General features: G+C 54.0%; 17 protein-coding genes. 11 read left to right on the forward strand and 6 right to left on the reverse strand.

Annotation, left to right across the window (positions count from 1 at the left end; all coding sequences use genetic code 11):
- Window positions 1-124 precede the first annotated feature (124 nt).
- A complete protein-coding gene (gene mltF / locus LC093_RS16540; RefSeq protein WP_226667520.1) occupies window positions 125-1,603 on the reverse strand; it encodes a membrane-bound lytic murein transglycosylase MltF in 1,479 nt (492 codons plus the stop codon).
- Between the two features lie 498 nt (window positions 1,604-2,101).
- On the opposite strand from mltF, the gene purL reads away from it, so the two are divergent.
- The 5 genes from purL (at window position 2,102) to LC093_RS16565 (ending at window position 8,707) form a co-directional block, all read left to right on the forward strand.
- Window positions 2,102-5,980, forward strand: a complete 3,879-nt coding sequence (gene purL / locus LC093_RS16545; protein ID WP_226667524.1) for a phosphoribosylformylglycinamidine synthase — start codon at window positions 2,102-2,104, stop codon at window positions 5,978-5,980.
- A 206-nt stretch (window positions 5,981-6,186) separates the two neighbouring features.
- Entirely contained in the window at window positions 6,187-6,771 is a 585-nt protein-coding gene (locus LC093_RS16550) for a hypothetical protein (RefSeq protein WP_226667526.1), read from the forward strand.
- A 194-nt stretch (window positions 6,772-6,965) separates the two neighbouring features.
- Complete coding sequence (locus LC093_RS16555; RefSeq protein WP_226667527.1) at window positions 6,966-7,538, forward strand: cation transporter; 573 nt, start codon at window positions 6,966-6,968, stop codon at window positions 7,536-7,538.
- Between the two features lie 34 nt (window positions 7,539-7,572).
- The gene (locus LC093_RS16560; RefSeq protein ID WP_226667528.1) at window positions 7,573-8,061 is read left to right on the forward strand and encodes a hypothetical protein; all 489 of its coding nucleotides are present in this window, start codon (window positions 7,573-7,575) and stop codon (window positions 8,059-8,061) included.
- A 277-nt stretch (window positions 8,062-8,338) separates the two neighbouring features.
- On the forward strand, window positions 8,339-8,707 hold the full coding sequence (locus LC093_RS16565; RefSeq protein ID WP_226667529.1) for a DUF3592 domain-containing protein: 369 nt from the start codon (window positions 8,339-8,341) through the stop codon (window positions 8,705-8,707).
- A 268-nt stretch (window positions 8,708-8,975) separates the two neighbouring features.
- Here LC093_RS16565 and LC093_RS16570 read toward each other — a convergent pair whose 3' ends face one another.
- On the reverse strand, window positions 8,976-10,562 hold the full coding sequence (locus LC093_RS16570; protein WP_226667532.1) for a PQQ-dependent sugar dehydrogenase: 1,587 nt from the start codon (window positions 10,560-10,562) through the stop codon (window positions 8,976-8,978).
- Between the two features lie 215 nt (window positions 10,563-10,777).
- On the opposite strand from LC093_RS16570, the gene LC093_RS16575 reads away from it, so the two are divergent.
- On the forward strand, window positions 10,778-11,926 hold the full coding sequence (locus tag LC093_RS16575) for a sterol desaturase family protein (protein ID WP_226667535.1): 1,149 nt from the start codon (window positions 10,778-10,780) through the stop codon (window positions 11,924-11,926).
- 496 nt (window positions 11,927-12,422) lie between these two features.
- Window positions 12,423-12,746 (forward strand): TfoX/Sxy family protein, encoded by a 324-nt coding sequence (locus tag LC093_RS16580; protein WP_226667537.1) that lies wholly within the window; start codon window positions 12,423-12,425, stop codon window positions 12,744-12,746.
- Between the two features lie 86 nt (window positions 12,747-12,832).
- Here the strand turns inward: LC093_RS16580 and LC093_RS16585 are convergent, their stop codons facing one another.
- Window positions 12,833-13,951: a cation diffusion facilitator family transporter gene (locus tag LC093_RS16585; protein ID WP_226667540.1), complete on the reverse strand. Its 1,119-nt coding sequence runs from the start codon at window positions 13,949-13,951 to the stop codon at window positions 12,833-12,835.
- A 240-nt stretch (window positions 13,952-14,191) separates the two neighbouring features.
- Here LC093_RS16585 and LC093_RS16590 point away from each other — a divergent pair, with 240 nt between their 5' ends.
- The 4 genes from LC093_RS16590 to LC093_RS16605 all read left to right on the forward strand — a co-directional run bounded on the left by LC093_RS16590 (window position 14,192) and on the right by LC093_RS16605 (window position 22,419).
- Window positions 14,192-15,727 carry an arylsulfatase gene (locus tag LC093_RS16590; protein WP_226667542.1) on the forward strand — a complete coding sequence of 512 codons (1,536 nt, stop codon included), beginning with the start codon at window positions 14,192-14,194 and terminating at the stop codon, window positions 15,725-15,727.
- Between the two features lie 132 nt (window positions 15,728-15,859).
- Complete coding sequence (locus tag LC093_RS16595) at window positions 15,860-17,872, forward strand: DUF3604 domain-containing protein (protein WP_226667545.1); 2,013 nt, start codon at window positions 15,860-15,862, stop codon at window positions 17,870-17,872.
- Between the two features lie 55 nt (window positions 17,873-17,927).
- Window positions 17,928-19,913 (forward strand): DUF3604 domain-containing protein, encoded by a 1,986-nt coding sequence (locus tag LC093_RS16600; protein ID WP_226667546.1) that lies wholly within the window; start codon window positions 17,928-17,930, stop codon window positions 19,911-19,913.
- A gap of 31 nt (window positions 19,914-19,944) precedes the next feature.
- Window positions 19,945-22,419 (forward strand): arylsulfatase, encoded by a 2,475-nt coding sequence (locus tag LC093_RS16605; protein ID WP_226667548.1) that lies wholly within the window; start codon window positions 19,945-19,947, stop codon window positions 22,417-22,419.
- Between the two features lie 113 nt (window positions 22,420-22,532).
- Here LC093_RS16605 and tatB read toward each other — a convergent pair whose 3' ends face one another.
- From tatB to LC093_RS16620, 3 genes are all read right to left on the reverse strand, one after another.
- Complete coding sequence (tatB, locus tag LC093_RS16610; RefSeq protein WP_226667550.1) at window positions 22,533-22,841, reverse strand: Sec-independent protein translocase protein TatB; 309 nt, start codon at window positions 22,839-22,841, stop codon at window positions 22,533-22,535.
- A gap of 24 nt (window positions 22,842-22,865) precedes the next feature.
- Window positions 22,866-23,078 carry a twin-arginine translocase TatA/TatE family subunit gene (tatA, locus tag LC093_RS16615; protein WP_226667553.1) on the reverse strand — a complete coding sequence of 71 codons (213 nt, stop codon included), beginning with the start codon at window positions 23,076-23,078 and terminating at the stop codon, window positions 22,866-22,868.
- Between the two features lie 107 nt (window positions 23,079-23,185).
- The gene (locus LC093_RS16620) at window positions 23,186-24,844 is read right to left on the reverse strand and encodes a GMC oxidoreductase (RefSeq protein ID WP_226667555.1); all 1,659 of its coding nucleotides are present in this window, start codon (window positions 24,842-24,844) and stop codon (window positions 23,186-23,188) included.
- Window positions 24,845-25,407: the final 563 nt, after the last annotated feature.

Consider the following 25,407-nt stretch of genomic DNA (forward strand, 5'->3'; position numbering starts at 1 on the left):
CCGCGGGAGCGGATGCAAACCTGTCTGGGGAGTCACTGGTACTGGAAGTTTTCTTGCTGGTTGAGTATCGCAGGCAAAAAAAATCCCGGAAGAGTCCGGGATTTTCGATCTGGTTTGGCGCTGCTTAAAGCGCGGGTGCCGCGCCGCCTGCCTCCGCGCTGTTGGCTTCCGCCAGCGAGGCTCCATCATCATTGGCCGCGGCTGCTGCCAGGCGCTGCTCTTCAATACGGCTGTTCCAGGTCAGCAGGGCCTGGTAATGGCGAATGTTCTGTACGTAAGTAACCGGCTCCCAGCCGCGCGCATAGCCGTGTTTCAGGTGTTTGTAGTACTGGCGCTTGGCCAGTAATGGCAGGTGGTCGCGCACGTCCGGCCAGCGATCCGGGTTGCCGCCCAGTTTCTCGGTCAGTACTCGCGCGTCCTCGAGGTGGCCGTAGCCGACGTTGTAGGCTGCCAGTGCCATCCAGGTGCGATCGGGCTCACGAATGCGCTCGGGGATCTTGTCGCGCACCTGCAGGAAGTAGCGGGCACCGCCGTCAATACTCTCGAGCGGGTCGAGGCGATTGACACCCATTTCCTTGGCGGTGGTGCGAGTCAGCATCATCAGGCCGCGTACACCGGTAGGTGACTTGGCTCGAGCGTTCCAGTGAGACTCCTGGTAGCTCAGTGCGGCCAGCAGCTCCCAGTCGAGTTCGTATTTATTCGCCGCTTTCTGTAATTCATCTCGCCAGCGGGGCAGGCGATCACGAGTCAGCTGGGCAAATGTCTGGGCGCCACCCGCGTTCATTTGGCTTACATGACCGAAATACAGTTCCCGCAGCTCCGCCACCAGGCCGCCGGTGTTGGCCCGCAACATGAAATTGCGCGCGGCGCGGTAGAGGCTGTCGTCATCACTTTTGGGGAAGGCCCAGGATACCGGCTGGTATTGGGTCAGGTTAAAGGCCACGTAGGTATTGGGGTAGAGACCGCGGTGTACTGCGTAGGCATTGGAGTCAACCATGGCGTAGTTGTACTTGCCGGTGTTGACCATCTCCACCAGCTCCATGGCATCTGCATCTGAGACTTCTTCCCACTGCAGGCCGGGGTAGCGCTGGGAGAGTTTGCGGAGTTGCTCGGCGTGGGCACTACCGGCGATGGTGGCCACAGTTTTGCCTTCGAGGTCCGCGATACTGCGGGGGCGGCTTTCGCCGAGGCGGTAGATCACCTGTTGGCGGATCTCGAAATAAGAAGGTGCAAAACGGACCTGCTCACGCCGCTCCGGGGTAACGGTAAGGCCGGCGGCCGCCAGGTGGGCATCGGAATCCGGGTCACTCAGCTCGCGGAACAAGTGGGGGAGATCGTGCACATCGCGGATCTCGAGCTTGACCCCGAGCTCACGGGCAAAGGCCTTGAGCATGTCGTACTCGAAGCCGGTGTAGCGTCCGTTGGCATCTTCGTAATACGTGGTGGGTCCGTTTTGGGAGATAACCACCAGTTTGCCCGACGCCTTGACCTTCTCAAGCGTGCTGGGCGCCTTGCTGGCCACCAAAAGCGAGGCGCAACAAGCCAGCGCAGCCCCTTTAATGAGGCGGCGGCTGTAGCGCAGCAATCGACTTTTCATGATCATAGGCAATCCCCTGGAGTCCATTCTTTGCTTTATTTTCAATGACGTTGCCCGCTCTCCTGAGCGGCGACAGTCACGCGGTCAGCTATCCCTTGCTGCCCGTGTTCGGTGCCCGGCTGTATATAATTTGGTCTGGCCTGGGACAAAAGCGCGGCAATTTTACCCTAAACCCTACCCAATTGACCAACTTGATGCATTTGGCATTTATTGCTTTGTGAACAACCGGCTTGTTTTGCGCTATTAAGTGTAGTAGCTCGCGCCTTGTTGAAACCGGTTCCCGTGCAGTAGAGGTTGTCCCGAGCGCCAGGAATTACTCCTTATAGACCTCGATGGACTGGCTTCTACTTATATGCTCATCTTTACTGGCAGAGCAGTGTTGGAGACGCTGAGCTTCAGGTACAATGCGCGCGCTCCGATTCCCGGTGCCTCTGTGGGGCCTTGTAAGCCACTGTTCCCAGTCCCGCAGATGCTCAAAATCCAGACAAGAGGCAAACTCCCGCGATGCTAGTTCTGCGTGGTGCTCCCGCACTGTCGAAATTTCGCCATCAAAAACTTCTCACCCAACTCCGCGCGTTGCAGCCCGCCATAGCTGATGTGTACGCCGAGTTTGTGCACTTTGCCGACAGCAAGAAGCTGGGCAAGAAAGACCAGGCGCTGCTGGAGCGCCTGCTGCAGTACGGTCCCACCGAAGAAAAGCATCAGCCCGAGGGTGAACTGCTGTTGGTAGTACCGCGCCCCGGCACCATCTCGCCCTGGTCTTCCAAGGCGACGGACATTGCCCACAACGCAGGCCTGACCGAGATCCATCGTCTGGAACGGGGCCTTGCTTACTACATTACTGGTGTCAAATTAACCGAAGCTGAACGGGCCGAGCTGGCGGCTGAACTGCACGACCGCATGGTTGAGAGCGTGTATTTCGAGCTGGAGCAGGCCGAGCAGCTGTTCCAGGTGGAGAAAGCCCGCCCGATGGGCAGCGTCGATGTGCTGAAAGGTGGCCGCAAGGCGCTGACTGAAGCCAACGTAAGCCTGGGCCTGGCACTGGCGGAAGACGAGATTGATTACCTGCTGACCAGCTTTGAAGAACTGGAGCGCAACCCCACCGACGTGGAACTGATGATGTTCGCCCAGGCGAACTCCGAGCACTGCCGCCACAAGATCTTCAATGCCAGCTGGACCATCGACGGCGAAGAGATGCCACACTCCCTGTTCGGCATGATCAAGAACACCTACAAGCTGGGCGGTGAAGACGTACTGTCTGCCTACGCGGATAACGCTGCGGTAGTAGTAGGGCATGAAGCTGGCCGCTTCTACCCGGATCCCGAAACCAAGGAATACGGCTTCAGCCAGGAAGCCATTCACCTGCTGATGAAGGTGGAAACCCACAACCACCCGACCGCAATTGCACCTTTCTCCGGTGCAGGTACCGGTGCCGGTGGTGAAATCCGTGACGAGGGCGCGGTAGGCCGTGGCTCCAAGCCGAAAGTGGGCCTGACCGGTTTTACTGTGTCCAACCTGCAGATTCCGGGTCACCTGCAGCCGTGGGAAGTGAACTACGGCAAGCCCGAGCGCATCGTGACCGCGCTGGACATCATGATCGAAGGCCCCATTGGCGGTGCCGCGTTCAACAATGAATTTGGCCGTCCGAACATCTGCGGTTATTTCCGTACCTTTGAAGAAGATTTCGGCGGCGAGCGCCGTGGTTATCACAAGCCCATTATGCTGGCGGGTGGTTACGGCAATATCCGTGAAGAGCACGTGGACAAGCCGGAATTCCAGCCCGGGGCCAAGCTGATCGTTCTCGGCGGTCCGGCGATGCTGATTGGTCTCGGCGGTGGCGCGGCCTCCAGTATGGCCAGCGGCACCAGTTCCGCGGACCTGGACTTTGCGTCGGTGCAGCGCCAGAACCCGGAAATCGAGCGCCGTTGTCAGGAGGTCATCGACCAGTGCTGGCAGCTCGGGGACAAGAACCCCATCGCGTTTATCCACGATGTGGGCGCCGGCGGTCTGTCCAACGCCTTCCCGGAGCTGGTAAAAGACGGCGGCACCGGCGGCAAGTTCGAACTGCGCAACGTACCGTCTGACGAGCCGGGCATGAGCCCGCTGGAAATCTGGTGTAACGAATCCCAGGAACGCTACGTGATGGCGGTGATGCCGCAGGACCTCGAGCGTTTCCAGAAGATCTGTGAGCGCGAGCGCGCACCGTTTGCCGTTGTTGGTGAAGCCACCAGCGAGAAGCACCTCACCCTGAACGACAAGCAGTTCGATGCCAAGCCGGTAGACCTGCCCATGTCCGTGCTGTTCGGCAAACCGCCGAAGATGCACCGCGTGGCAGAAAAGCATGAAGCGGCAACCACCGCATTCGATACCAGCAAGATCGACCTGAACGAAGCGGCGGAACGCGTACTGCGCCTGCCCACCGTTGCCAGCAAGAACTTCCTGATCACCATCGGCGACCGCACCGTTACCGGCCAGGTTTCCCGCGATCAGATGGTTGGCCCCTGGCAGGTACCGGTCGCCGACTGCGCCGTAACCACCGTGGCCTACGACAGCTACGCCGGTGAAGCCATGTCCATGGGCGAGCGCACCCCGGTGGCACTGCTGGATGCGCCGGCTTCCGGCCGTCTGGCAGTGGGTGAAGCGATCACCAACATCGCCTGTACCCCGATCAAGCAGCTGTCTGATATCAAACTCTCTGCCAACTGGATGTGTGCCGCGGGCCACCCGGGTGAAGAAGAGAAGCTGTACCGCACCGTGGAAGCGGTGGGTATGGAGTTGTGTCCGGATCTCGGCATCACCATCCCGGTTGGTAAGGACTCCATGTCCATGCGCACGGCGTGGAACGATGGCGGTGAAGAAAAAGCCGTAACCGCACCGCTGTCACTGGTGATCTCCGCATTCTCCCCGGTCAGCGATGTGCGCAAAGTGGTTACCCCACAGCTGCGCCGTACCAAGAAAGGTGAGAGTGAGCTGCTGCTGATCGACCTGGGTGCCGGTAAAAACCGTCTCGGTGCATCCTGTCTGGCACAGGTGTACAACGAGCTGGGTGACAAGCCCGCCGACCTGGACGATGCCAAGCGCCTGAAAGGCTTCTTCGAAGTCATGCAGGAGCTGCTCGAAGAAGACAAGGTCATCGCCTACCACGACCGCGCCGATGGCGGCCTGTTCGCCACCCTGGCGGAAATGAGCTTTGCCGGCCGCGTAGGTATCGACGCTGAAGTATTCGACCTGGGCGAAGATCCGGTTGCCGCGCTGTTCAATGAAGAACTGGGTGCGGTACTGCAGGTGCCAGCTTCCGAAGCGGAAATGCTGGTAATGCGCTTTGCCGCCGTGGGCGTGCCCGCGCACCAGATTGGCCAGCTTAACGACAAGGAAGAGCTGCGCATTACCCGCAATGGCAAGGTGATCTTCAACCGCAAGCGCGCCGACCTGGAGCAGATCTGGAGCGAAACCAGCTACCGCATTCAGGCCCTGCGCGACAACGCCGACTGCGCCAAGCAGGAATTCGATGCTCTCGCCAAGACGGCCGAGCAAGATCCGGGTCTGTCTGTGAACCTGACCTACGACATCAGTAAAGATATCGCCGCGCCGTACATCAAAAAAGGTGTGCGCCCGAAAGTGGCGATCCTGCGCGAGCAGGGCGTAAACAGCCAGGTGGAAATGGCGCATTCCTTCCACCGCGCCGGCTTCAATGCCGTCGACGTACACATGAGCGATATCCTGGCCGGCCGCGTTGAACTGGATCAGTTCAAGGGCCTGGTGGGCTGTGGTGGCTTCTCCTACGGTGACGTACTCGGTGCCGGTGAGGGCTGGGCCAAGACCATCCTGTTCAATGATCGCGCCCGCGACCAGTTCGAAGGCTTCTTCAACCGTAAGGACACCTTCGGTCTTGGCGTGTGTAATGGCTGTCAGATGTTCTCTGTGATCAAGGAACTGATCCAGGGTGCCGACCACTGGCCGCGCTTCGTGCGCAACCTGTCCGAGCAGTACGAAGCGCGCTTCGCGCTGGTGGGCGTGGAAGATTCCCCGTCCGTGTTGTTCAAGGGCATGGCCGGTTCTTACATGCCGGTAGCGGTGGCCCACGGTGAAGGCCGCGTGGAATTCGCAGACCAGAGCGCTCTGGAAGCCTGTGAACAGTCCGGCACCATCGCCATGCGTTTCCTGAACAACAACCAGCAGATTACCGAAACCTACCCGGCCAACCCGAATGGCTCGGTCAACGGTATTACCTCACTCTGTTCCGAAGACGGCCGCGTGACGATCATGATGCCGCATCCGGAGCGTGTCGCCCGCGCTGTCAGCAACAGTTGGCATCCGGACGACTGGAAAGAGGACTCCGGCTGGATGCGCCTGTTCCGCAACGCGCGGGTATTTGTGGACTAAGCCGATACCTCTGCGTATGAGCCTGCTTGCAGGCGAAAAAAGCCCGCTCATTCGAGCGGGCTTTTTTTATTGCTTCAGGAAAATTTTCAATATGCAACGTGTCTCCGGCGAATAGGTATTGATTAAGTTGGCTCGATTTGATCCGGTCTATCAATCGGCGCGATTAAAATGCTGAAAGGCTGTTGGTGGCGACGTGGACTGCAGGCTTGACGCTCAAGGCCTTTGAAGACATTCTATTTCTATCAACTATTAAAAATAGAAGGCAGAGGGATTTCAGTCCCGATGACCAACATATAAATGTTAAGGCAATTATGAAAATAGTCCGGTTTCAACTTTTAGCTTTGTTTTTCTTATCAATCACCTCATATGCGCAGGACGAATGTGTTAGAGGGGAGCCGGAGCCAATCATTGATGATGAAAAATCAGTGTCTTCTTACTTTGCCACTGTCGGTAAAGAGGGTGAGTTAGAAGAAAACTTTGTGTTAAGTAATGGCCAAGGAGTAAAAATCAGGCAATATGGTTGTGCTCATTTTGGCCTTGCGTATCAATTCCACCTTGCTGGCGTAAACAACCCCGAAAAGGTAAGGCTGTTAAAAGCTACCATGGCGTCAATTGCGAAGGTTTCTGGTTCATTCACCCCTTCAATTTCCGACGCTATATCACAGCTCAAAGAAGGCGAAGATATCCCTGAAGAAATTACTCTTATGGAAGGGTATGAGATGCTTTATTTGTCCAGGGAAAACACTTCGGATGGAGAGCTATTCGTAGTGCAATATGACGTCGCTCTGTAGAGCATTAACAAGCTATGAGGGTGATTCGATCCGCTTCACCCAGGTAGATATATCCACCGGGGACCAAATTTGATAAGGCAGGTGTCAAAAAGTTAACGATCCTGTTGGATTTGGTGGCCGGATTTCAGGGGTTAAGTGACTTAGGATAGCGGAAAATGTCAGGCTGTGGCTGTGGATCGGAACAAACAGAACACTTGGAAAGAAAGACGCTTGCTATTCTTCTGGCCATTAATGCATCTATGTTCGTTGCTGAATTAATCCTTGGGTGGATAGCGCAGTCTACGGGGTTAATTGCTGATTCTCTCGATATGCTTGCGGATGCGGCCGTCTATGGCCTTTCATTGTATGCTGTCGGAAAGGGGGGCCTGAAGCAGGCGAAGGCCGCGAGGATTAGTGGGTATTTGCAAATTCTATTAGGAGCTGGTGTCCTGTTTGAAGTTCTCAGACGCTTGTTATTCGGTAGCGAGCCTGAGAGTACCCTTATCGTCATAGTCGGCGGTATCGCGTTGTTGGCAAATATCATATGTCTTGCTCTGATTTCCAAACATAAAAAAGGGGGTGTTCATATGCAGGCTTCCTGGATATTTTCAACAAATGATGTAATTGCTAATCTTGGGGTCATCTTATCTGGCATACTTGTTTCCTTAATTGGAAATCGATATCCAGATTTAATTATCGGTACATTAATATCGATAATAGTTGTTCGTGGTGGATTAAAGATACTGAAAGACGCGAACGAAACACGAAAATCAGCTGGTGGCGCCTGACAATGTATTTTGGTGGTTTAATTCTGGGTAGGTAATGGAACACCTGAAATTTAAAGAAAAACTGCGCGCTTTGTTAGTGCTGACGGCCTGGGGATTCTCGATTTTCTTTGTATTCGGTGCGCCGGGAGAAATCAGCAACGTCTATTCAGTGAACAGTGCTACGCCAGAACGAATAAAAATTGAAAATATATACCTGACGTCGGAGCGTTGTGGTATCAGGAAATTATGCGATCACGTCCAGTTTGTCGCTAAAAATACAGCCACAAATTTGCTCGTGAAAGAGCGGGTTGGAATAGAACCTGGCATTTTTCCCTTCAGTGTTTCATCTAATCGTAAAAATATATGGTCATCACAGCGAAAATACCTGGGTAATTACAAAGTCGGAGAGATTTACGATGCCTACCTGGGGAATAATGGTAGATACTACCTGTCTAAAGGGAGTTATTTCCCTTTCGCATACCTTTTCGCACTTTCGGTCGTGTGGCTGGTGGGGAATGCCATAGTCATGGCAAGGAAGATATAAGAATATTCAAGGGTTCAAAAGTTGTACAATCGACGGGGCTCCTATTGAAGAGTCAAAATATAAGCGTATTTATCAGCAAAGTAAGTCTAATATTTTTCATGTGCAATTAGTTGGTAAATATACATACTATGTCAAGTTGGCAAAAAGTGTCGGGGCGTGTAGAAAAATTAAGGAAGAGTTTATCTGGTGCGAGAGAGGGGAGCCCTGCTCATTTACGTATGGGGAGTGGTGAATAACCCTTGGAGCATGTCAATGATAAACGGAATAGGGGAAAGGTGTGTTCGGTCCAATCATGATCATTTGTATTTCATTGATTCTTTTTTTTGTTCTTTTGCAGAATGCAAAAAAATGTTTTGAAAGCAAACGGTGGCCAACCGTACGTGGAAAAATTGTATACAACAAGGTTAATACAGTGGAAACGACAACGGGCAGCGATGGTCTAGGGGGAAATGCAAGAGTACCTGTAAGTACCTTGACGGTTGAGTACAGGTATAAAGTACTGGGTAAAGCGTATAAGTGTTCAACACTTAAATTTTTACGCGGAGAAAGCAATAACTATTTTGTCGAAAAATTGATCGGCAAAAAATATCCTGTAGGAAAAGTAGTTACGGTTCATTATAACGCCAGGAACCCTGAGGAACCCTGAGGAGGCCTGTTTGGAGCCAGGGCTTTCATTCGGCGCTGTGCTGGGATTTATGATAGTGCTTTCGTTCTTTGCCAGCGGTGTGGTTTTTGCGGTTCAATTGGCCTAATACAAATGGGTGCTGTTTTTCCTTATATTGTTTTCAGTATCGGGAAGATGCTATAGGCCATGTGCTGAAATCAGTGGGAAGAAAATAAGCCGACCCAATCGAGCAGGCTTATTTTCATGGACGGAAAATTTTAGAGAAGTATCAGCGTGGCACTTTGTGTTGCTATTTATCTGCTTCGCTCAATGCACCGAGGATGGTGGCTATCTTTCGGTCCTCCAGTTTTCCGTTTGGAGGCATAAAACCCGAATCAGCGGTGAGTTTTTGCTCAAGCAAAGTTCTTCCTTCCGCTTGTTTCAGCCACCCATCCAGCCGGTTCAACAATTGCCCGGGATTACCCTTTAATTCGTTATGACAGCCGGAGCAGTTTTCCAGCAACAGGTGTTTGGTCGGCCCATCGAATTGGATTCCGTCGATGACCGCATACACACCCACTGAACCCTCATCCATATAGGGTTCGCCCCGGGACAGGCGGAGCAGCGCCTTGTTTTTGTCGTCTACAATCAGCAGTGACCCGTCTTGGAGTTGCAGCAGGCCTACGGGTGCGCCTTCGGGTCGTACGCCTTTTTTCTGGTTCCAGTAGCCAATGACTTCTGAGTGCTGGGCGTCTGCGCTTGTGCCGCCTCGCGGTACCAGAGCGTGAGAAGTAAAGGCCTGTTCTGGCGGAATCGGATCCCGGTTGTAGGTCACATTATTACTGAGTCGCGGTAACCCTTCGTTGTCAACGGGGTAGCTAACCAGGCGGTTGCCGATGACGCGGTAGCCGTGCCAACTGACTAGTAGTTGGTTCTTTAACGCGGGAATCCGCTCACCGTTGTAATAGATCATATCCAACGGGGCAACATGAGGTGGCATTAAGCTATAGGGCTCAATGTAATTGGATTGCTTGCAACCGTCGGGGATGTAGCCGGTGTCGAGGTTACGGTTGGCGCAATAAGGCCAGCCGTAAAAGCCACCGGGGCGGATTATATTGATTTCCTCGTGCGGTTCTTCTGCCTCCTTGAGATCGGTACTGTTTTCCGCCTGAAGTACCGTGCCACTCGGGTGGACCAATAATGCTACGGAATTGCGCAGTCCGCTGGCATAGAGCTCATAGTCCGTATCCCATCGATCATTCTCCGGGAGGTAGCGATAGCGTCGCAGACCGACAGACTCAATTTCATCGCAAAGCTGTTGGCCAGCAGATAAGCCGCAATCGTCGCTCCTGGATCCTGCATTAACCAGAAGATCCCCGTTGGCAAGAAAAACAAAGCTGGTAAGCGGGTGCAGGTGCTTACCCGCGGCAAAGGGCAGGCCTTCAACGACCGTCTCTGGCGGTGTCTGTTCACCGCCTTGCAAGCGGAAGCGGGTGATTCGATCCGCTTCACCCAGGTAGATATATCCACCGGGACCAAATTTGATGTCGTGGGGCAAGTTCAGGCCTGTGGATAACTTGCGTGCACTGCGCAATTGGCTGTAGCGGTTATCCGAAAATTCCAGTAACCAGAGTATTCCCCGTTTCGCTCCCCAGCCACCCATATCGGTAACCAGCAGTTGTCCATCCTGAGGAACCTCCAGCGCTTTGCGGGGTTTTACAAATGCGGCTCCACGGGCTGCATTGGCCACCAGGCCCAGGCAGGTATTTTCCATGGTGCCGACGGCCACTTGAGGAGGTCCGTCACAATCGCTGTTCAGGGGCTGGTAATTCGCGGAGCTTGTGGATGCATAGAGGCTAAGCAATAGCCCTGTTATCCATGTGCGGGGTAAATCCATAATTCTATAACTCTTACAATCCGTTAACCGACAGGCATCGCCATTGAATCGGTCGCCCTGCCTGCAGTGGGGCAAGTTAACGGATCTCGCTAAAATATTGAACCTTTGAATGGGGATAAGTTGGAAAAGTCATCGCCGGTTTATATGTATTGGAAAGAAATAAAACGGTAATATTGCCGCCCTCGAATTCAAGGACGTAAATCGGAAGGGTTGTAATGGATACAGAATATCAGTATCGCAAGCGTCGTATTGCACTGGATCGGAAGAATGAATTCCGCTTTGGTGAGGGTAAAATCAGCGGCTATGCATCCGTTGCTCTCGGTTTGTTGAGCCTCTTGGCGGTTTTCGCGTATCGCTATCCCGCCTATCTCACCACCATCGAGCTCCGCCAGGTTTATGATGCGGAATATCTACAGGAGATCCTGAAGTACGGTATGTACTTTTCCCTGTTTTTTGGTGTGCTGACGTTTGTTTTTGGCCGGCATCGACGCTTGGGTGTTGCGGGCATCGGTTTAACGTTACTGGGGTTTGCACTGGGTGGTTACAACATCCCGGTCGGGCCGGTAGAGCCCGTTCGTTTATCTTTGGGAGTCGATTGGCTGATCCTCGCATTTTTGGGTTCCGTTGGGGTATTTATGACCCTGGAGAAGCTGTTCCCCAAATACCGAAACCAGGTCATCCTCCGGCAAGAGTGGGACCTGGATCTTTTCTACTTCTGTTTTAATCATCTGGCGATCTCGGCCATTCTCATTTACGGCAACTATCATGCGAGTCATTTCGACTGGGCACTCAGCCCTGCCGTGCACGATGTGGTACAGAGTGTGCCGGTCTGGTTGCAGGTCGTTTTGATCGTACTGTGTGCGGATTTCGTATTGTATTGGGAACACCGTCTCTACCACGAAGTACGGTGGCTGTGGCCGGTGCACGCGGTGCACCATTCGGTGGAGCAGATGGACTGGCTGGCAGGTTCGCGTGGGCACTTCTTCCAGGTGTTTTCGGAACGGGCGCTGGTGATGATACCGCTGTATCTGCTTGGGGCCGACAAGACCGCGCTGGATATATATGTAGCGTTCGCGGCGTTACAGGCGATCCTGATTCACTGCAACGTGCGTTTTTCTTTTGGTTTCCTCAAATATATTTTTGTGACACCGCAATTCCATCATTGGCATCACAGTTCAGAAAAGCCGGCGATCGACACCAATTATTCCGCACATACGGTGCTGTTTGACCGTCTTTTCAATACCTACCATATGCCAGAGAAACACTGGCCAGCGGACTATGGGACGACAGTACGCTTGCCCAGAACCTTCCTCGGACAGCTATTACACCCATTGGTTTCTGTGCGAAAAATGATCAAAAGGTGATGTTAGGGTTCTGGGGCGGGGCTGCCTATTGCCAGCTCCCTATTGAACCCAAAGTGAAAATCCGCTCTGTCTGGCACCTCATGGCCCTGTGGCGGGCAATTTCCATATTCTCGTCTACACTTAAAACAATAACGGCAATAACTTTTTACTCATGGCATCACTTCCGCAAATACTTGCCGAGTATATTTCAGCATTTCCTGCCGAGCGCGGTGAGCGAATCGCACCCTTGCACTGCATTATTGTCACGCAATACCCCCGCGGCGGAGTTATCTCTCAAGTACATGATGCTGGCCTACGAGCGGGGCGGTATATGCAGCTGTATCCGGATGGCCGCGGGCCGGTTTAGAGCGATAAAGGGTTGCCTTAATTTTTTGCCAAAGCGACTTCATCATTGAATAGGGTTTGCGTCCCGTGACTTCAGACCATGTCATGGGAAGCCCGTTGGTACAGGGAGCTCGAAGTTTTGCAAGGATTGTTGACCAGTAAGGAGACGGCAATGGGATATAACAAACTGCTGGCAGAAAAGGTGCGCGACTTACTGAAGCCAAATGATGGCCTCACGGAAAAGCAGATGTTCGGTGGTCTCGCTTTCATGCTCCACGGCAATATGGCGTGCGGGGTAGTGGGCGAGGAGTTGATGGTGCGGGTGGGACCGGATAACTACGACACCGCCCTCAGCGAGCGCTATACCCGTCCCATGGATTACACCGGACGGCCGCTCAAAGGTATGGTCTATGTGGAAGAAGACGCCATTGCTGCGGACCTGGATGGCTGGGTCAACAAGGGCGTTGAATTCGTGGGCACTTTGCCGCCCAAGTAAACTGACCAGTCTACAGCAGTTTAACCCTGTTACGCCGGGACCACGAAAGGCCCGGCGCACGAGCAACCTGTAAACGGTTTCCTTGCTCAGTGACCGCTATCCAATTGTTGCGGGTCATCCAGCTTGGAAGGCGCCGCAATCCCATCGATCTCGATGGTCAGGTGGAACACTTGTGGGCAGCGTTTCTTCAGTTCTGCCTCTAGCGAATCGATCACCTGTTCCGTGGCTTCAAGCGTCGCCTGGATCGTAGCTCGGGTTTCGGCATATTCGATCACTGCGTCGGTACGCCGGTGTTCCGGTACCCGCTCCAGTAACTCCCGCTCGTGCGCAGCGATACGTTCGCGCATTTCGCGCATCAGCACCTCTTCGCGCAATTCAATTTCCGCAACCACCACCGTATGGGTGTCGTCCACGATCACCGAGCGCAGGTCGTGATAGCGCTCGATCTCCCGGTGTTGCTTGACGATATCGTGGAAGGCCCGCTCGGCGCCTGGATCGCGCACGCTGGTGAGATAGCGAGTGTTGATCTTACCGAGAAAGATTGCCGTGACTCCCAGCATCAAAGCGATCAGTACCGAGAATCCGATATCCCACTTGGGGTTACCGGTGGAATAGGTCATACCGATACCTGTAGCGGCCAGGATCACACCAGTGACGGCAATGGAGTCCTCCAGCAGCACCGCGAGCAGGGTTGGATCATCTGCCTTCATCAGGTACGCAAATGGATTGCGACGCCCGGCGGCGCGCATACGCGAAAAGAATTCCTTGCCTGCTACCAGTAGGACGTAGCCTTCCAGTAAAAACGCGATGACCAACACCGCTGCGGATATCCACACCGGCGCAATTTCCAGCCCGAGAATCGTTATCGCATCCGGGGGTGTTGAGTGCCCCAGCTTGTGCCAGGAGTGCCACGCGTGCGCCAGGCCGAGTCCACAGCCGATGGAAAACAGGCCAATGGCGCTCCACAGGTTCCACAGGTATTTCTTCTGCCCGTGACCGAAGGCGTACTCCTGATCTGCGGGCAGTCCTCCGCGCTTGAGACCGATCAGCAGGAATACCTGGTTCAGGGTGTCCATCAGGCTGTGCACCGCCTCGTTCATCATGGCGGCGGAGTGGGTCACCAGCGCCGCGATGGTCTTTAACACCGTAATGATGGCGTTGACACAAATCGCGTAAAGAACGGCCTTCTTGGAACCTTGAGCCATTTTTCCCCCGGAATACTGGAAACAGGTGAGTCGATTTCTTGATTGGTTACTTGCGCATCGGCCAGGTGAGGCATTGCGCGAGGACAAGAGAGTATAGAAAACGGGACCAGTTTTCATCGCTTTGATGAAACAACCTGTTGTGCGCCATCCGGGCCTGAAACACATATGGCCTGCCTATACTTCCGGTGGCCGAATTTTCGAGCGCGTCGTTATTTCATTTTTTGTTGGTAGAGTTCACTTATGACCATGATTAATCGCCTACTAATCGCGATTGCATTTCTGCTTTCCATGTCGTTGGCCAATGCAGCGGACAAACCCAATATTCTCATCATCTGGGGCGATGATATCGGCATGTGGAATGTCAGCGCCTATCACCGGGGAATGATGGGGGGATCAACGCCGAATATTGATCGCATTGCCAAAGACGGCATGATCTTTATGGATCACTATGCTCACGCGTCCTGCACCGCGGGGCGAGCGTCGTTTATTACCGGCCAGTATCCCATGCGTATCGGTCTCAGTACTGTGGGGCTGCCAGGCGCTGAGCAGGGGTTAAAAGCTGAGACGCCAACCCTGGCAGAAATGCTCAAGCCTCACGGCTATGTCACTGGGCAGTTTGGCAAGAATCACCTGGGTGACCGGGATGAGCACTTGCCAACCGCACACGGGTTTGATGAATTTTTTGGCATCCTCTATCACCTGAATGCGGGTGAGTACCCCGAGCAATACGATTACCCGAAAGATCCGCAAGTGCAGAAGCAGTTCGGGCTGAAAATGCGCGGCGTTATCCACTCGAAGGCGATGGCCGATGGCAAGCAGAAAATCGAGGACATGGGCGCCTGGGGTAAAGAGCGGCAGCGTAACATCGACCAGGAAGTGCTGGAGCAATCGAAGCGTTTTATTACCGATGCGGTTAAAGCCAAAAAGCCATTCTTCGTTTGGCACAACACAACACGCATGCACTACCGCACCAACCTGAGCAAGGAGTATCAAGGCAAGAGCGGCTATGGCATCTACGCCGACGGCATGATGGAACTGGATGATGACGTCGGCGAGCTCCTTGATCTGCTTGATAAGCTCGGCGTGGCGGACAATACGCTGGTCATGTTTTCCACGGATAACGGCGCGGCATCAAATTCCTGGCCGGATGGCGGCAACCAGCCGTTCCATGGGGAAAAAGGTGTTGGTGGTTGGGAAGGTGGTTTCCGTGTGCCGATGCTCGTGAAATGGAAGGGGCGCATCCCGGCTGGTGTTTCTACCGGCGAATTTATGGCCATGGAAGACTGGGTCCCCACCATCATGTCCATTGTTGGTGACAAAGACATCAAAAAGAAATTGCTGTCGGGAACCAAGATCGGCGACAAAAGTTTCAAGGTCCACCTGGACGGCTACGACCAGACCGACATCCTGCTGAAACAGGGGAAAAGCAAGCGCAAGGAATTCTATTACTTCACCGAAACTACCTTCCACGGTATGCGCTATGGCGACTGGAAGTTCCTGTTTATCGATCAGGAAGAGTGGTTCCGGGCCAGCCAGATTCCTCTGACCACGCCCTATATCATCAACCTGAAACTGGATCCGTTTGAGCGCTTCATCGACGCGCGCGGCTACGATGAGTGGGCCGAAAACCGCAGTTGGACATTGGGCCCGGCGGGTGGCCAGATCAAGCAGTTTGTTAAAAGCTTTCAGGAATTTCCGCCTGTGCAGAAGAGCTTTTCTGCGCAGGTTGGGGAGGTCAGCACCCTGATCAATTCACTTGCTGGTCAGCAACGGTAGCAGCATGTAGGTTGATAACGCACTAAAGGCGTAATTTCTGCCCCGTCACTGTACGCGATTGCCAATGAATCTGGCGTTGCCGACAGTGCGGGGCAAACTTCTTTAAGCACACGGTAAATATCGAAGGTCGGCATGAATAAGCAGGGATGGAGTTTTTCGGTTCTCGCGGCGGTCATTGCACTGTCTGCCTGCAGTGGAGAGAAGCACGACAAGGCCACGACTGAAGTCGAAATTACAAAAGAAACGACACGGGCGGAAGGGAAGCCTCAGGTGGATTCTGAGGTCCCGCCTGACGCCGATAATTCGACGAAAAATGAGCAAATCATTGGTGAAGAGCTTGGCTCTGATACAGCTGAAGCGAGTGCAAATGGCAATGCCAGTTCCAGCTATCCAGTCCAGGCTTATTTCGGCGATACCCATGTACATACAGGCTGGTCTGCGGATGCCGGGATGGATGGTGCCATTCTCACCCCGGAAGATGCCTACCGTTTTGCGCTTGGTGAGGAAGTAAAGTCGAATAGCGGACTTAAGGCCAAGCTAAGCCGCCCCTACGACTGGTTCATGATCACCGACCACTCCGACGGTATGGGGGTCATTAACGAGTTGGTGGCGGGTAACCCGGAAATGATGGCGAACCCGACACTCAAGAGTTGGAATGAAGCCCTGAACTCCGGTGATGAAAAAAGGGCCGCGGCAGCCAAAAGCGAATTGATCGTGATGCAGTCCGAAGGCAAATTGCCCAAGGAAGTCATGGATCCCAAGTGGATGAAGTCCGCCTGGGAAAAGACCGTGGATGCCGCGGACAAGTTCTACAAGCCAGGAGAATTCTCCACTTTTATCGCCTATGAATGGACAGTGAACGCGGACGGCGGCGACAACCTGCATCGCAATGTGATCTTCCGCGATGATGGCAGCAAGACCCGCAGCCTGTTACCGCTCACCACTTTCCAAACTCAGGACCCCGAGAAACTCTGGGCGTGGATGAAAGCCTACGAAGACAAAACCGGCGGTCGTGTACTGGCGATTCCACACAACGGCAATATGTCCAACGGCCGGATGTTTGAAGAGAAGCGCTTTGATGGATCTCCCATGACCAAGGAGTGGGCGGAAATGCGCGCGCGTTACGAGCCACTCTATGAAGTCACCCAGATCAAGGGCCAGAGTGAATCCCACCCGAGCCTGTCGCCCGAAGATGAGTTTGCCAATTGGGATCTGTGGGATCGCGGCAACCTGATTCTGAAGCCGAAGCCGCCGGGTTCCTTCCCGTACGAATACTGGCGCCCCGCGCTCAAGGCCGGGTTGCGTCTCGAGGCCGAACTGGGTACCAACCCATTCCAATACGGCGCTAATGCCGGCACCGATACACACACTGGGTTATCTACCGCGGACGACGATAACTTCTTCGGAAAATTCAAAACCCTGGAACCCAGCAACAAGACCCGCTGGGATTTCCCGTTGTTGAGTGGCCCCACAGATACCTATATGGGTTGGGAAATGGCTGCCTCGGGCATTACCGGTGTCTGGGCCGCGGAAAATACCCGTGAAGCCATCTGGGACGCCATGATGCGCAAAGAGACCTTTGCCACCACCGGCCCGCGCATGACGGTGCGTTTCTTTGGTGGGTTTGATTTCGACGAGTCGGACGCGGAAAGGGATCTCGTTGCCGCGGGTTATGGGAAAGGTGTTCCCATGGGAGCCAAATTAAGCGGCGGTACAGAAGGGCAGAAGCTCAAGTTTCTGGTGGCGGCGATGAAAGACCCGGAGGGGGCGAATCTCGACCGGGTGCAGATCATCAAGGGCTGGGTAGATGGAGACGGCGAGGCCCACGAAAAGATATTCAACGTCAAATGGTCCGGTGATCGAACGGTAGATGCGAAGGGTAAGCTCCCGCCCGTGGGCGACACGGTGAATCTGGAAACAGCGGAGTACGGCAACGACATAGGTGATTCACAGCTGATCGGCTATTTCGAGGACGAGGAATTTAACCCCGAATACAAAGCAGTGTACTACGTGCGTGTACTGCAAATTCCCACTCCGCGCTGGACCCTGTACGACAAGGTTAGGAACGGGATCGAAATGGACAAGAAGGTGCCCATGGTCCAGCAGGAACGCGCCTTTTCCAGCCCGATTTGGTACAGCCCCTGAATTCAATATGTAGTGAATAGCTCACCCTAAAAATCTCTCTAGACGAGGATGCCCCATGCGATACCCTCTCTGTTTACTAATGGCGACTCTGCTTACCGCCTGTGGCGGTAAATCTGAACCCAAAAAAGTGGAAACGGAAGAGGCAATCGGGCTGAACGCTACGGTAGAGGTCGAGGAGCCCGAATCCGCTGAGTCGGCCAACACGCCGATACCGGCAGATACCACCACAACAGGGGCAGAGAGCAGCAGTGAAGTTCCCACTAATCCACTGCGCGATGCTTACTTCGGCGAGCTACATATCCACACTGCCTACTCGCTGGACGCCTACATATTCGGCAATGCACTGAATGACCCGTTTTCCGCCTATCGGTTTGCCAAGGGTGAGACGGTGAAGTTGCCCACTGGTATGGAGAAAACCATCATTGCGCCGCTGGATTTCGTTGCCGTCACTGACCACGCGGAAGCGCTGGGTGAATATGAAATCTGCACCAATCCAGACATGAAGGGTTACGACACCGCAGTCTGTAAAGGTATTCGTGCCAATGAAATGAAAATTTTCCAGGAAGTTTTCGCCGGGGTTTCAAAAGTCCCGGCAAAGCGCCTCGTGGAAATCTGCGGTGACGACGGGAAGACCTGTAGGGACGCGGTGTCCAATCCCTGGTCTCGTATCCAGCAGGCCGCGGCTGAAAATTATGAGCCCGGGAAATTTACCTCATTGGTTGCGTTTGAATACTCGGCCGGGGCACCAGAAGGCGCTGGCGGCATGATGCATCGCAACGTCATCTTCCGTAGCGATAAAGTGCCAGAAACGGTGTTTTCTGCATTTGAAGGCAAACCGGAGGACCTGTTGCGGTGGCTTGACACCAACTGCACCGGAGATTGCCAGGTTCTCACCATTCCCCATAACCCGAATTTTTATTGGGGCCGACTGTACTGGGGAAAGAATACCGATGGTACGGAGTGGACCCAGGATATTGTCGAGCTGCGTGAGCGCATGGATCGGCTGGCCGAAGTCATGCAAGTCAAGGGTAATTCCGAGTGCCAGACTGGCATTATGACGTCGGACGAGGCCTGCAACTTTGAAATGGTGTTCCAGAAGTGCACCGGGGACAACTCGGTGAGCTGTACGAATGAGTATGGGCTTGTGCGCAATGGCCTCAAGTTTGGTCTGCGCCACCAGAAGGAGTTGGGTGTAAACCCGTTCAAGCAAGGGATTATCGGTTCAACGGACAACCATAATGGCACGCCCAGCGACACCACAGAGAGCGACTTTGAGGGTCACTACGCCAACAATGATGCCACCCCGGAAGTGCGCCTCGGATTGGAGCTGAACCCGACGGCCCAGGCCATGGGTTTGAGCGCCGAGGATGACCCCACCAAGCGCTACAACCCCGGCGGTATTGCCGGGGTCTGGGCCGAGAGCAATACCCGTGAAGGCATCTGGGATGCGCTGCATCGCAAGGAGACGTTTGGTACCAGCGGTACCCGCACCAAGATTCGCCTGTTTGCCGGCTACAACTTCCCCGCTGACCTGTACACGAAAAATAACTGGGTAGAAGTGGGTTACCAGAGCGGCGTGCCCCAGGGTGGCGATCTCAGTGCGGCGCCAGAAGGCAAAGCCCCAACCCTAATGGTGTGGGCGCAGCGCGATCCGAATAGCGCACCACTGGCACGTCTGCAGATTATCAAAGGCTGGCGCACCGCCGACGATAAGCTGGAAGAAATGACCTACGACGTGGCCTGCTCCGATGGCGCTGAGCCCGATACCAAAACCCACCAGTGCCCGGACAACGGTGCCACCGTCAATCTTGAGGACTGCTCCATCAGTACCGACAAGGGCGACGCGCAACTGGCGGCTACCTGGACCGACCCGGACTTTGACCCCGCCGAACACGCCTTTTACTACGCCCGTGTACTGGAAAACCCGGTATGCCGCTGGAGTATGTATGACGCAAAAAATGCGAACGTCGAGTACCCCAAGGAATTGCAAAAAACCATTCGTGAGCGCGCCTGGTCTTCACCTATCTGGTATACGCCGTAAATCGGAATTGATGTTGGAATAGGAGTTGTAAATGGAAATGGATTCCATGACAAAGTTGTTGGGCGTCGCGGCATCGACATTGGTGTTGTCTCTGGCGATTGGCGGTTGCTCCCGGGAGGCTGAACGATCAGCATCAAAATCTGAGTCACCAGTAGTCGAAGTCATTGAAGAAGCGGAGCAGGTTTCCGTTGCAGAAAACAACGTAGCCGCGACTAATAACGGGGCGGAAACTGATGCGGGGTCCTGGCCAGACCGCAAAAACCTGCCCAACGAGCTTTCACCGTTTGATGGCAAGGTCGGCAAAACCTACAAGGAATCCGAATCCAGCTGGCAAAAGGTGCCCACCGCGCCGGAAGGCGCGCCCAATGTCATCGTCATTCTGCTGGACGACGTCGGCTTCGGTCAGACTTCGACTTTCGGTGGCCTGATCCCGACGCCCAACCTGGATGAGCTGGCGGCACAGGGGCTGCGCTACAACCGCTTCCACACCACGGCCATCTGCGGGCCATCCCGCGCCGCGCTGCTGACCGGACGCAACCATCACCAGTCTGGCAGTGGGTTCCTGATGGAGTGGGCGACAGGCTTTCCCAGCTACTCCTCCTACATTCCCAAAAGCACCGCCACCATTGCTGAAATCCTGAAAGACAACGGCTACAGCACCTGGTGGTATGGCAAAAACCACAACACCCCGGACTGGGAAGCTACGGTATCCGGTCCTTTCGATCGCTGGCCCACAGGCCTGGGCTTTGATTACTTCTACGGATTCAATGCCGGGGAAACCCACCAGTATTATCCGGTGCTGTTTGAGAACACGGTACCGGTAGAACCGGACAAGTCCCCGGAAGAGGGCTACCACTTCATGACGGATATGACCGATAAGGCCATCGCCCGAATGAAGTTCGCCAAATCCGTGGCTCCCGAGAAGCCGTTCTTCATGTACTTCGCCCCGGGGGCCATGCACGCGCCGCATCACGTTACCGCCGAGTGGCGTGAGAAGTTCAAGGGCAAGTTTGATATGGGCTGGGACAAATATCGCGAAGAGGTATTCAAGCGCCAGAAGGACATGGGCATAGTACCGGCGGATACCAAGCTGACGGAGCGGCCAGAGTGGGTGCCCGCGTGGGATAGCCTTAGTGACGATCAGAAAAAAGCCTACAACGCGCTGTTTGAAAATTTTGCCGGCTACTTTGCCTTTACCGACCACGAGGTCGGGCGGCTTATTGACGCAGTGGATGAGTTGCCCGATGCCGACAATACGCTGGTGATCTACATCGTTGGCGACAATGGCGCATCCGCGGAGGGTGGGCCCGATGGGACAATGAATGAGATAAAAAACCTGAACGGCTTGCCGACGACACTGGATGAAATTCTGGAAAATCTCGACAAGCTGGGCGGGCCAGAATCGGAACCCCATTACCCGGTCGGCTGGGCCTGGGCAGGCAACACGCCGTTCCAGTGGGTCAAACAGGTTGCCTCCCACCTTGGCGGTACCCGTAACCCGATGGTGATCCGCTGGCCCGCCAAGATCAAGCACGATGACCAGCCCCGGGACGCCTTCCTGCATCTGGTGGATGTGGTGCCCACTATTCTGGAAGCTGCCAATGTGCCCATGCCGGATACGGTCAATGGTATTGAGCAGAAGCCGCTGGTGGGCAAGTCGTTCCTCGCCAGTTTCAGCGACCCGCAGTTTAGCGGGCGCGACGAGCAATACTTTGAGGTATTCAGTAACCGTTCTATGTATGCCGATGGATGGAAGGCGAATGCGCAGCATACGCTGCCGTGGCGCCAGGACCTGGCGCCGGGCAATTGGGAGAAAGACGAGTGGGAGCTCTACAACCTCGAAGAGGATTTCTCCGAGGCCAATAACCTTGCCTCGGAAAATCCCGACAAGCTTGCAGAACTGAAGCAAAAATTTGATCAGGCTGCACAGGACAACGAGGTGTATCCCATGGACGACCGCGGCGCGGGCCGGCTGGGTATGCCCAAGCCGCCGGTACCGGGGGCTATTCACGGTTCCAAAATCTACACCTATTACCCGGGGGCGGTGCGTATTCCCGAAGTGGCCGGCCCTTCCATGAAGAACGCTTCCTGGACCCTGACCGCGAATGTGAAAGCCGACGGTGCCAAGACCGAAGGCGTGATCCTGGCCGTAGGTGGTGTGGCCGCCGGGCTGGTACTGTATCTGGATGGAGGGGTGCCTTTATTTGATTACAACTTCTTTGAAAAACACACCACTTTGAAAGGCTCCAAAGCCGTCTCCGGTGATGCGACGATAGAAGTGGACTTCGACTATCAGGGCGATAAGCCCGGCGGTGCGGCGAAGCTGGCTCTCAAGGTCAATGGTGAAACGGTAGCCACAGGAGAGGTGCCAGAGACCGTTGCCGGACGTTTTGGTATCGATACCTTTGGCATCGGCGAAGACACCGGGCAACCGGTGACCCATGAATACGCGCCTCCAAACGCATTTACTGGCGAAATCGAAAAGGTCGTTGTGGAGATGAAATAATACGACTCAAGGCATCCTGGACAGGATTGAATGATTCGGATATGTAGTTTCAAAAGGCCCCGCATTGCGGGGCCCGATCGAATTCGGAGGGGCTTACGCTGGATGGTATACTTTTAGGCTCTTTTTTCTTTTAAGCGTTCTGCACCATCGAACTCCGGAGTCAGGGTTTCTTTATCGATGAAGGAATCAAGAGATGGCATCTTATCGACGCCCACTTCATAGCGGCTTTGTTTTAGTTTTTCCTTGATTTCATTCGTCTTCAATTCCCGCTCAACTTCTACGGTGAACTGCCGAACCTGCCTTTTCACCTGTCCGATCATCCTACCGGTTTTGATTGCAGCTCGGGGTAAACGCTCCGGACCCAATACCATCAGTGCGATGATGGCAACAAGCAACATTTCGAAGAAACCAATATCAAACATTAGGATTTTTCCTGAAATTTTGCATCAGTGAAATAAGTCTGACTGATGGTCGGCGTTCCTATCGGTCTTACTTGCTGGTGGGACAGCCACGCCGCTGTCTTCATCACTCATGGACTTCTTGAAGCCTTTTATGGCGCCGCCCAGGTCCGAGCCGATTGTGCCGAGTCGCTTTGAGCCAAACAACATAATGGCAATGGCCAAAACAATAAGAAGTTGCCAAACGCTGATTCCTGCCATGTTATCTTCCTGTCGTAATTGTTTCTGCATGGTGGTCACAAACGATCAGGCGCCCAAGGAATACGATATTCTCAAGGGCGCTGACATTATTTGCTATGCGTGTCTTATTAGATCGCGATGCCAATATCGTTGCGGACGATATTGTCCATGGCTCGCTCAGCGACGGCTGCAATGGTCATGGAAGGGTTACATGCGCCGGTATTCCCGGGAATCAAAGCACCGTCCAATACATAGAGCCCGGTGTGATTGTGTACGCGACCATCCAGATCACACACGGTTTCCATGCATGCGCCACCAAGCGGGTGCCAGGTGCTGGGAAGAATGGAATGGGTATCTCCAAGTACTGCGCCGGCGCCGGCAATCTTGAACATCTGGGCCATGATCTTGCTGTGAATCTTCGCGTCGCCTTCTTTTTTCCAGTCCAGTGTGAACTCGCCGGTTTCCGCGTCGTAGCTCCAGGTTCCGCGCTGATCACTGACTCCAAAGCCCACCATTACCGTGGTTTTCAGGTCCGTTCCCAATGGCGGCAGAGATGCCTGGATAATCGTGCTGGCCCAGTTCGGGTTGTCCCAGTCTTTGCTGCCGTAAATAACGGGGCCACCCTGGATCTCGTTGCCAAAACCGTTGATCGGTCGGGTCCAGGTAACGATTCGGTCAGCGTTAGTTCCCCATCCCTCACCCAGTGCCGAGGGCAGGTTCGGGATGGTTTGCTCGGCATCCGCTTTCAACAGCAGCTTGGTGGTGTTGACACTTCCTGCAGCCATCACCAGCGCGGTGGTAGTGATGATTTTCTTTTCCAGCAGGGTTCCAGCTTCGTCGGTGATATTGACGTAGACTTTCCATTTGCCGTCTGCGTCTTTGGCGACGCTGGTCACATTATGCAGGGTTCTCACCTCAACCAGGCCGGTTGCTTCTGCTTGTGCGATGTAGGTGACATCCACGGAATGCTTGCCGCCGTTGTTAACCCCTAGCGCGGCGTCGCCATTGGTGTATGCGGGCTCCATCTCGCCATTCAGTTCGCGCAGCGCAAAATCCCAATCAATCGGCATGGGTATTTTTTCTACGTCATAACCGGCCTTTTCCACACGCTTGGCAAAAATTCTGGCTACTTCGTAGTTGGGGCTGTCGATCAACTCGTCTGGAGCGGTTTCCAGCTTGAGCATTTCAGCAACACGAGGGTAGTACACTTGATCCATCGTGTCGTAATCGAGAGCTTCCGGGAGCACCTGATTAAAAACTTCTTTTGATGGCTGCAAAGTCATGCCCTGATAAACCAGCGAGCCACCGCCGACACCGGCCGCACACATAACGGTCATGTTTTCATTGAATACCGGTTCGATTAACCCGGCAAATTTGATATCAGTATCCAACGGCAGGCCCAGCAGCCCGGGGGCTTCACTGATATCGAGATTTTCTGGTGCATTTTCTCCGAGGCTGTCCAGAGTCTCGTACCAGATCGCACGTTCATCTGGCGAGCTTGCGCGCGGGAAAGTGTCTGCATTGGGACCGGTAGGCCAGCGGATCCCGCGCTCCAGTACCACCGATTCAATGCCGGCCTCGGCAAACCGCAAGGCCGCAATACCGCCTCCGAATCCCGATCCGATAATTGTTACTCTCTGGATTTCTTCCGTTGTGGGTACAGTATTCGTTTCTGTGGTTTCGTTCACGGAGTCAGCTGCACGAGCAATGCTTACGCCGCCCAACATGCCGACGGCAGTTGCACCTGCGGCGCCCCCCAAGATCAATCGACGTTTTTTATCAATCATATTGATTCCTACTATTTTTAATGTGCACGCTCATGGTGCGCTAAGAGATGGACTTTAAAGACTCGCTCTGCATCGCCAAGTTCCGAACAGCGGAAATTATTTTTTTGTGTGCGGTATTTGTTGGTTCGGAAATTATCAGTGAGAAAAATGGCGCTCAATAAAATTTATTGGGGATGTCGAATAACTGTGAGGTTTATCGCTAGTGAGTGGGAACGGGTTCAAATATAAATCTGTGACTTTAAGGTCAATTTGGGTGATGCGTTTTCGCTTTTGGGATTTTTAAATTTTTGTTACGTGCAGTTTTTCGGTGGGCGTTCAGTTAATAGAAAATAAATTGCTTATATTTGACTTTTTAGTCGGTAGGAATGCTCATTGTTGGCATAAACGGATTGGCAATTTTTATGAGAAAGGGAAGCGAATTTTAAATCCAGGTTGAATGTAATCAGAGCGAGGTAACCATAACGGTGCAGGGAGGTAAATTCAGGTTAAATTGGGTCATGGATAAGAGATTAAAAAAGGCCCCAAACGTTGGAGCCTTTATTTATGGCGTTGGTCAGCGCACC

Origin of the sequence: Microbulbifer aggregans (assembly GCF_020524005.1) — a bacterium.
GTDB classification, from domain to species: domain Bacteria; phylum Pseudomonadota; class Gammaproteobacteria; order Pseudomonadales; family Cellvibrionaceae; genus Microbulbifer; species Microbulbifer aggregans_A.

What these genes read in the sequence shown, in the direction of transcription:
- mltF (WP_226667520.1), bottom strand. Translation starts at nt 1,603, where the DNA reads ATGATCATGAAAAGTCGATTGCTGCGCTACAGCCGCCGCCTCATTAAA.
- purL (WP_226667524.1), top strand. Translation starts at nt 2,102, where the DNA reads ATGCTAGTTCTGCGTGGTGCTCCCGCACTGTCGAAATTTCGCCATCAA.
- LC093_RS16560 (WP_226667528.1), top strand. Translation starts at nt 7,573, where the DNA reads ATGGAACACCTGAAATTTAAAGAAAAACTGCGCGCTTTGTTAGTGCTG.
- LC093_RS16570 (WP_226667532.1), bottom strand. Translation starts at nt 10,562, where the DNA reads ATGGATTTACCCCGCACATGGATAACAGGGCTATTGCTTAGCCTCTAT.
- LC093_RS16575 (WP_226667535.1), top strand. Translation starts at nt 10,778, where the DNA reads ATGGATACAGAATATCAGTATCGCAAGCGTCGTATTGCACTGGATCGG.
- LC093_RS16580 (WP_226667537.1), top strand. Translation starts at nt 12,423, where the DNA reads ATGGGATATAACAAACTGCTGGCAGAAAAGGTGCGCGACTTACTGAAG.
- LC093_RS16585 (WP_226667540.1), bottom strand. Translation starts at nt 13,951, where the DNA reads ATGGCTCAAGGTTCCAAGAAGGCCGTTCTTTACGCGATTTGTGTCAAC.
- LC093_RS16590 (WP_226667542.1), top strand. Translation starts at nt 14,192, where the DNA reads ATGACCATGATTAATCGCCTACTAATCGCGATTGCATTTCTGCTTTCC.
- LC093_RS16595 (WP_226667545.1), top strand. Translation starts at nt 15,860, where the DNA reads ATGAATAAGCAGGGATGGAGTTTTTCGGTTCTCGCGGCGGTCATTGCA.
- LC093_RS16600 (WP_226667546.1), top strand. Translation starts at nt 17,928, where the DNA reads ATGCGATACCCTCTCTGTTTACTAATGGCGACTCTGCTTACCGCCTGT.
- LC093_RS16605 (WP_226667548.1), top strand. Translation starts at nt 19,945, where the DNA reads ATGGAAATGGATTCCATGACAAAGTTGTTGGGCGTCGCGGCATCGACA.
- tatB (WP_226667550.1), bottom strand. Translation starts at nt 22,841, where the DNA reads ATGTTTGATATTGGTTTCTTCGAAATGTTGCTTGTTGCCATCATCGCA.
- tatA (WP_226667553.1), bottom strand. Translation starts at nt 23,078, where the DNA reads ATGGCAGGAATCAGCGTTTGGCAACTTCTTATTGTTTTGGCCATTGCC.
- LC093_RS16620 (WP_226667555.1), bottom strand. Translation starts at nt 24,844, where the DNA reads ATGATTGATAAAAAACGTCGATTGATCTTGGGGGGCGCCGCAGGTGCA.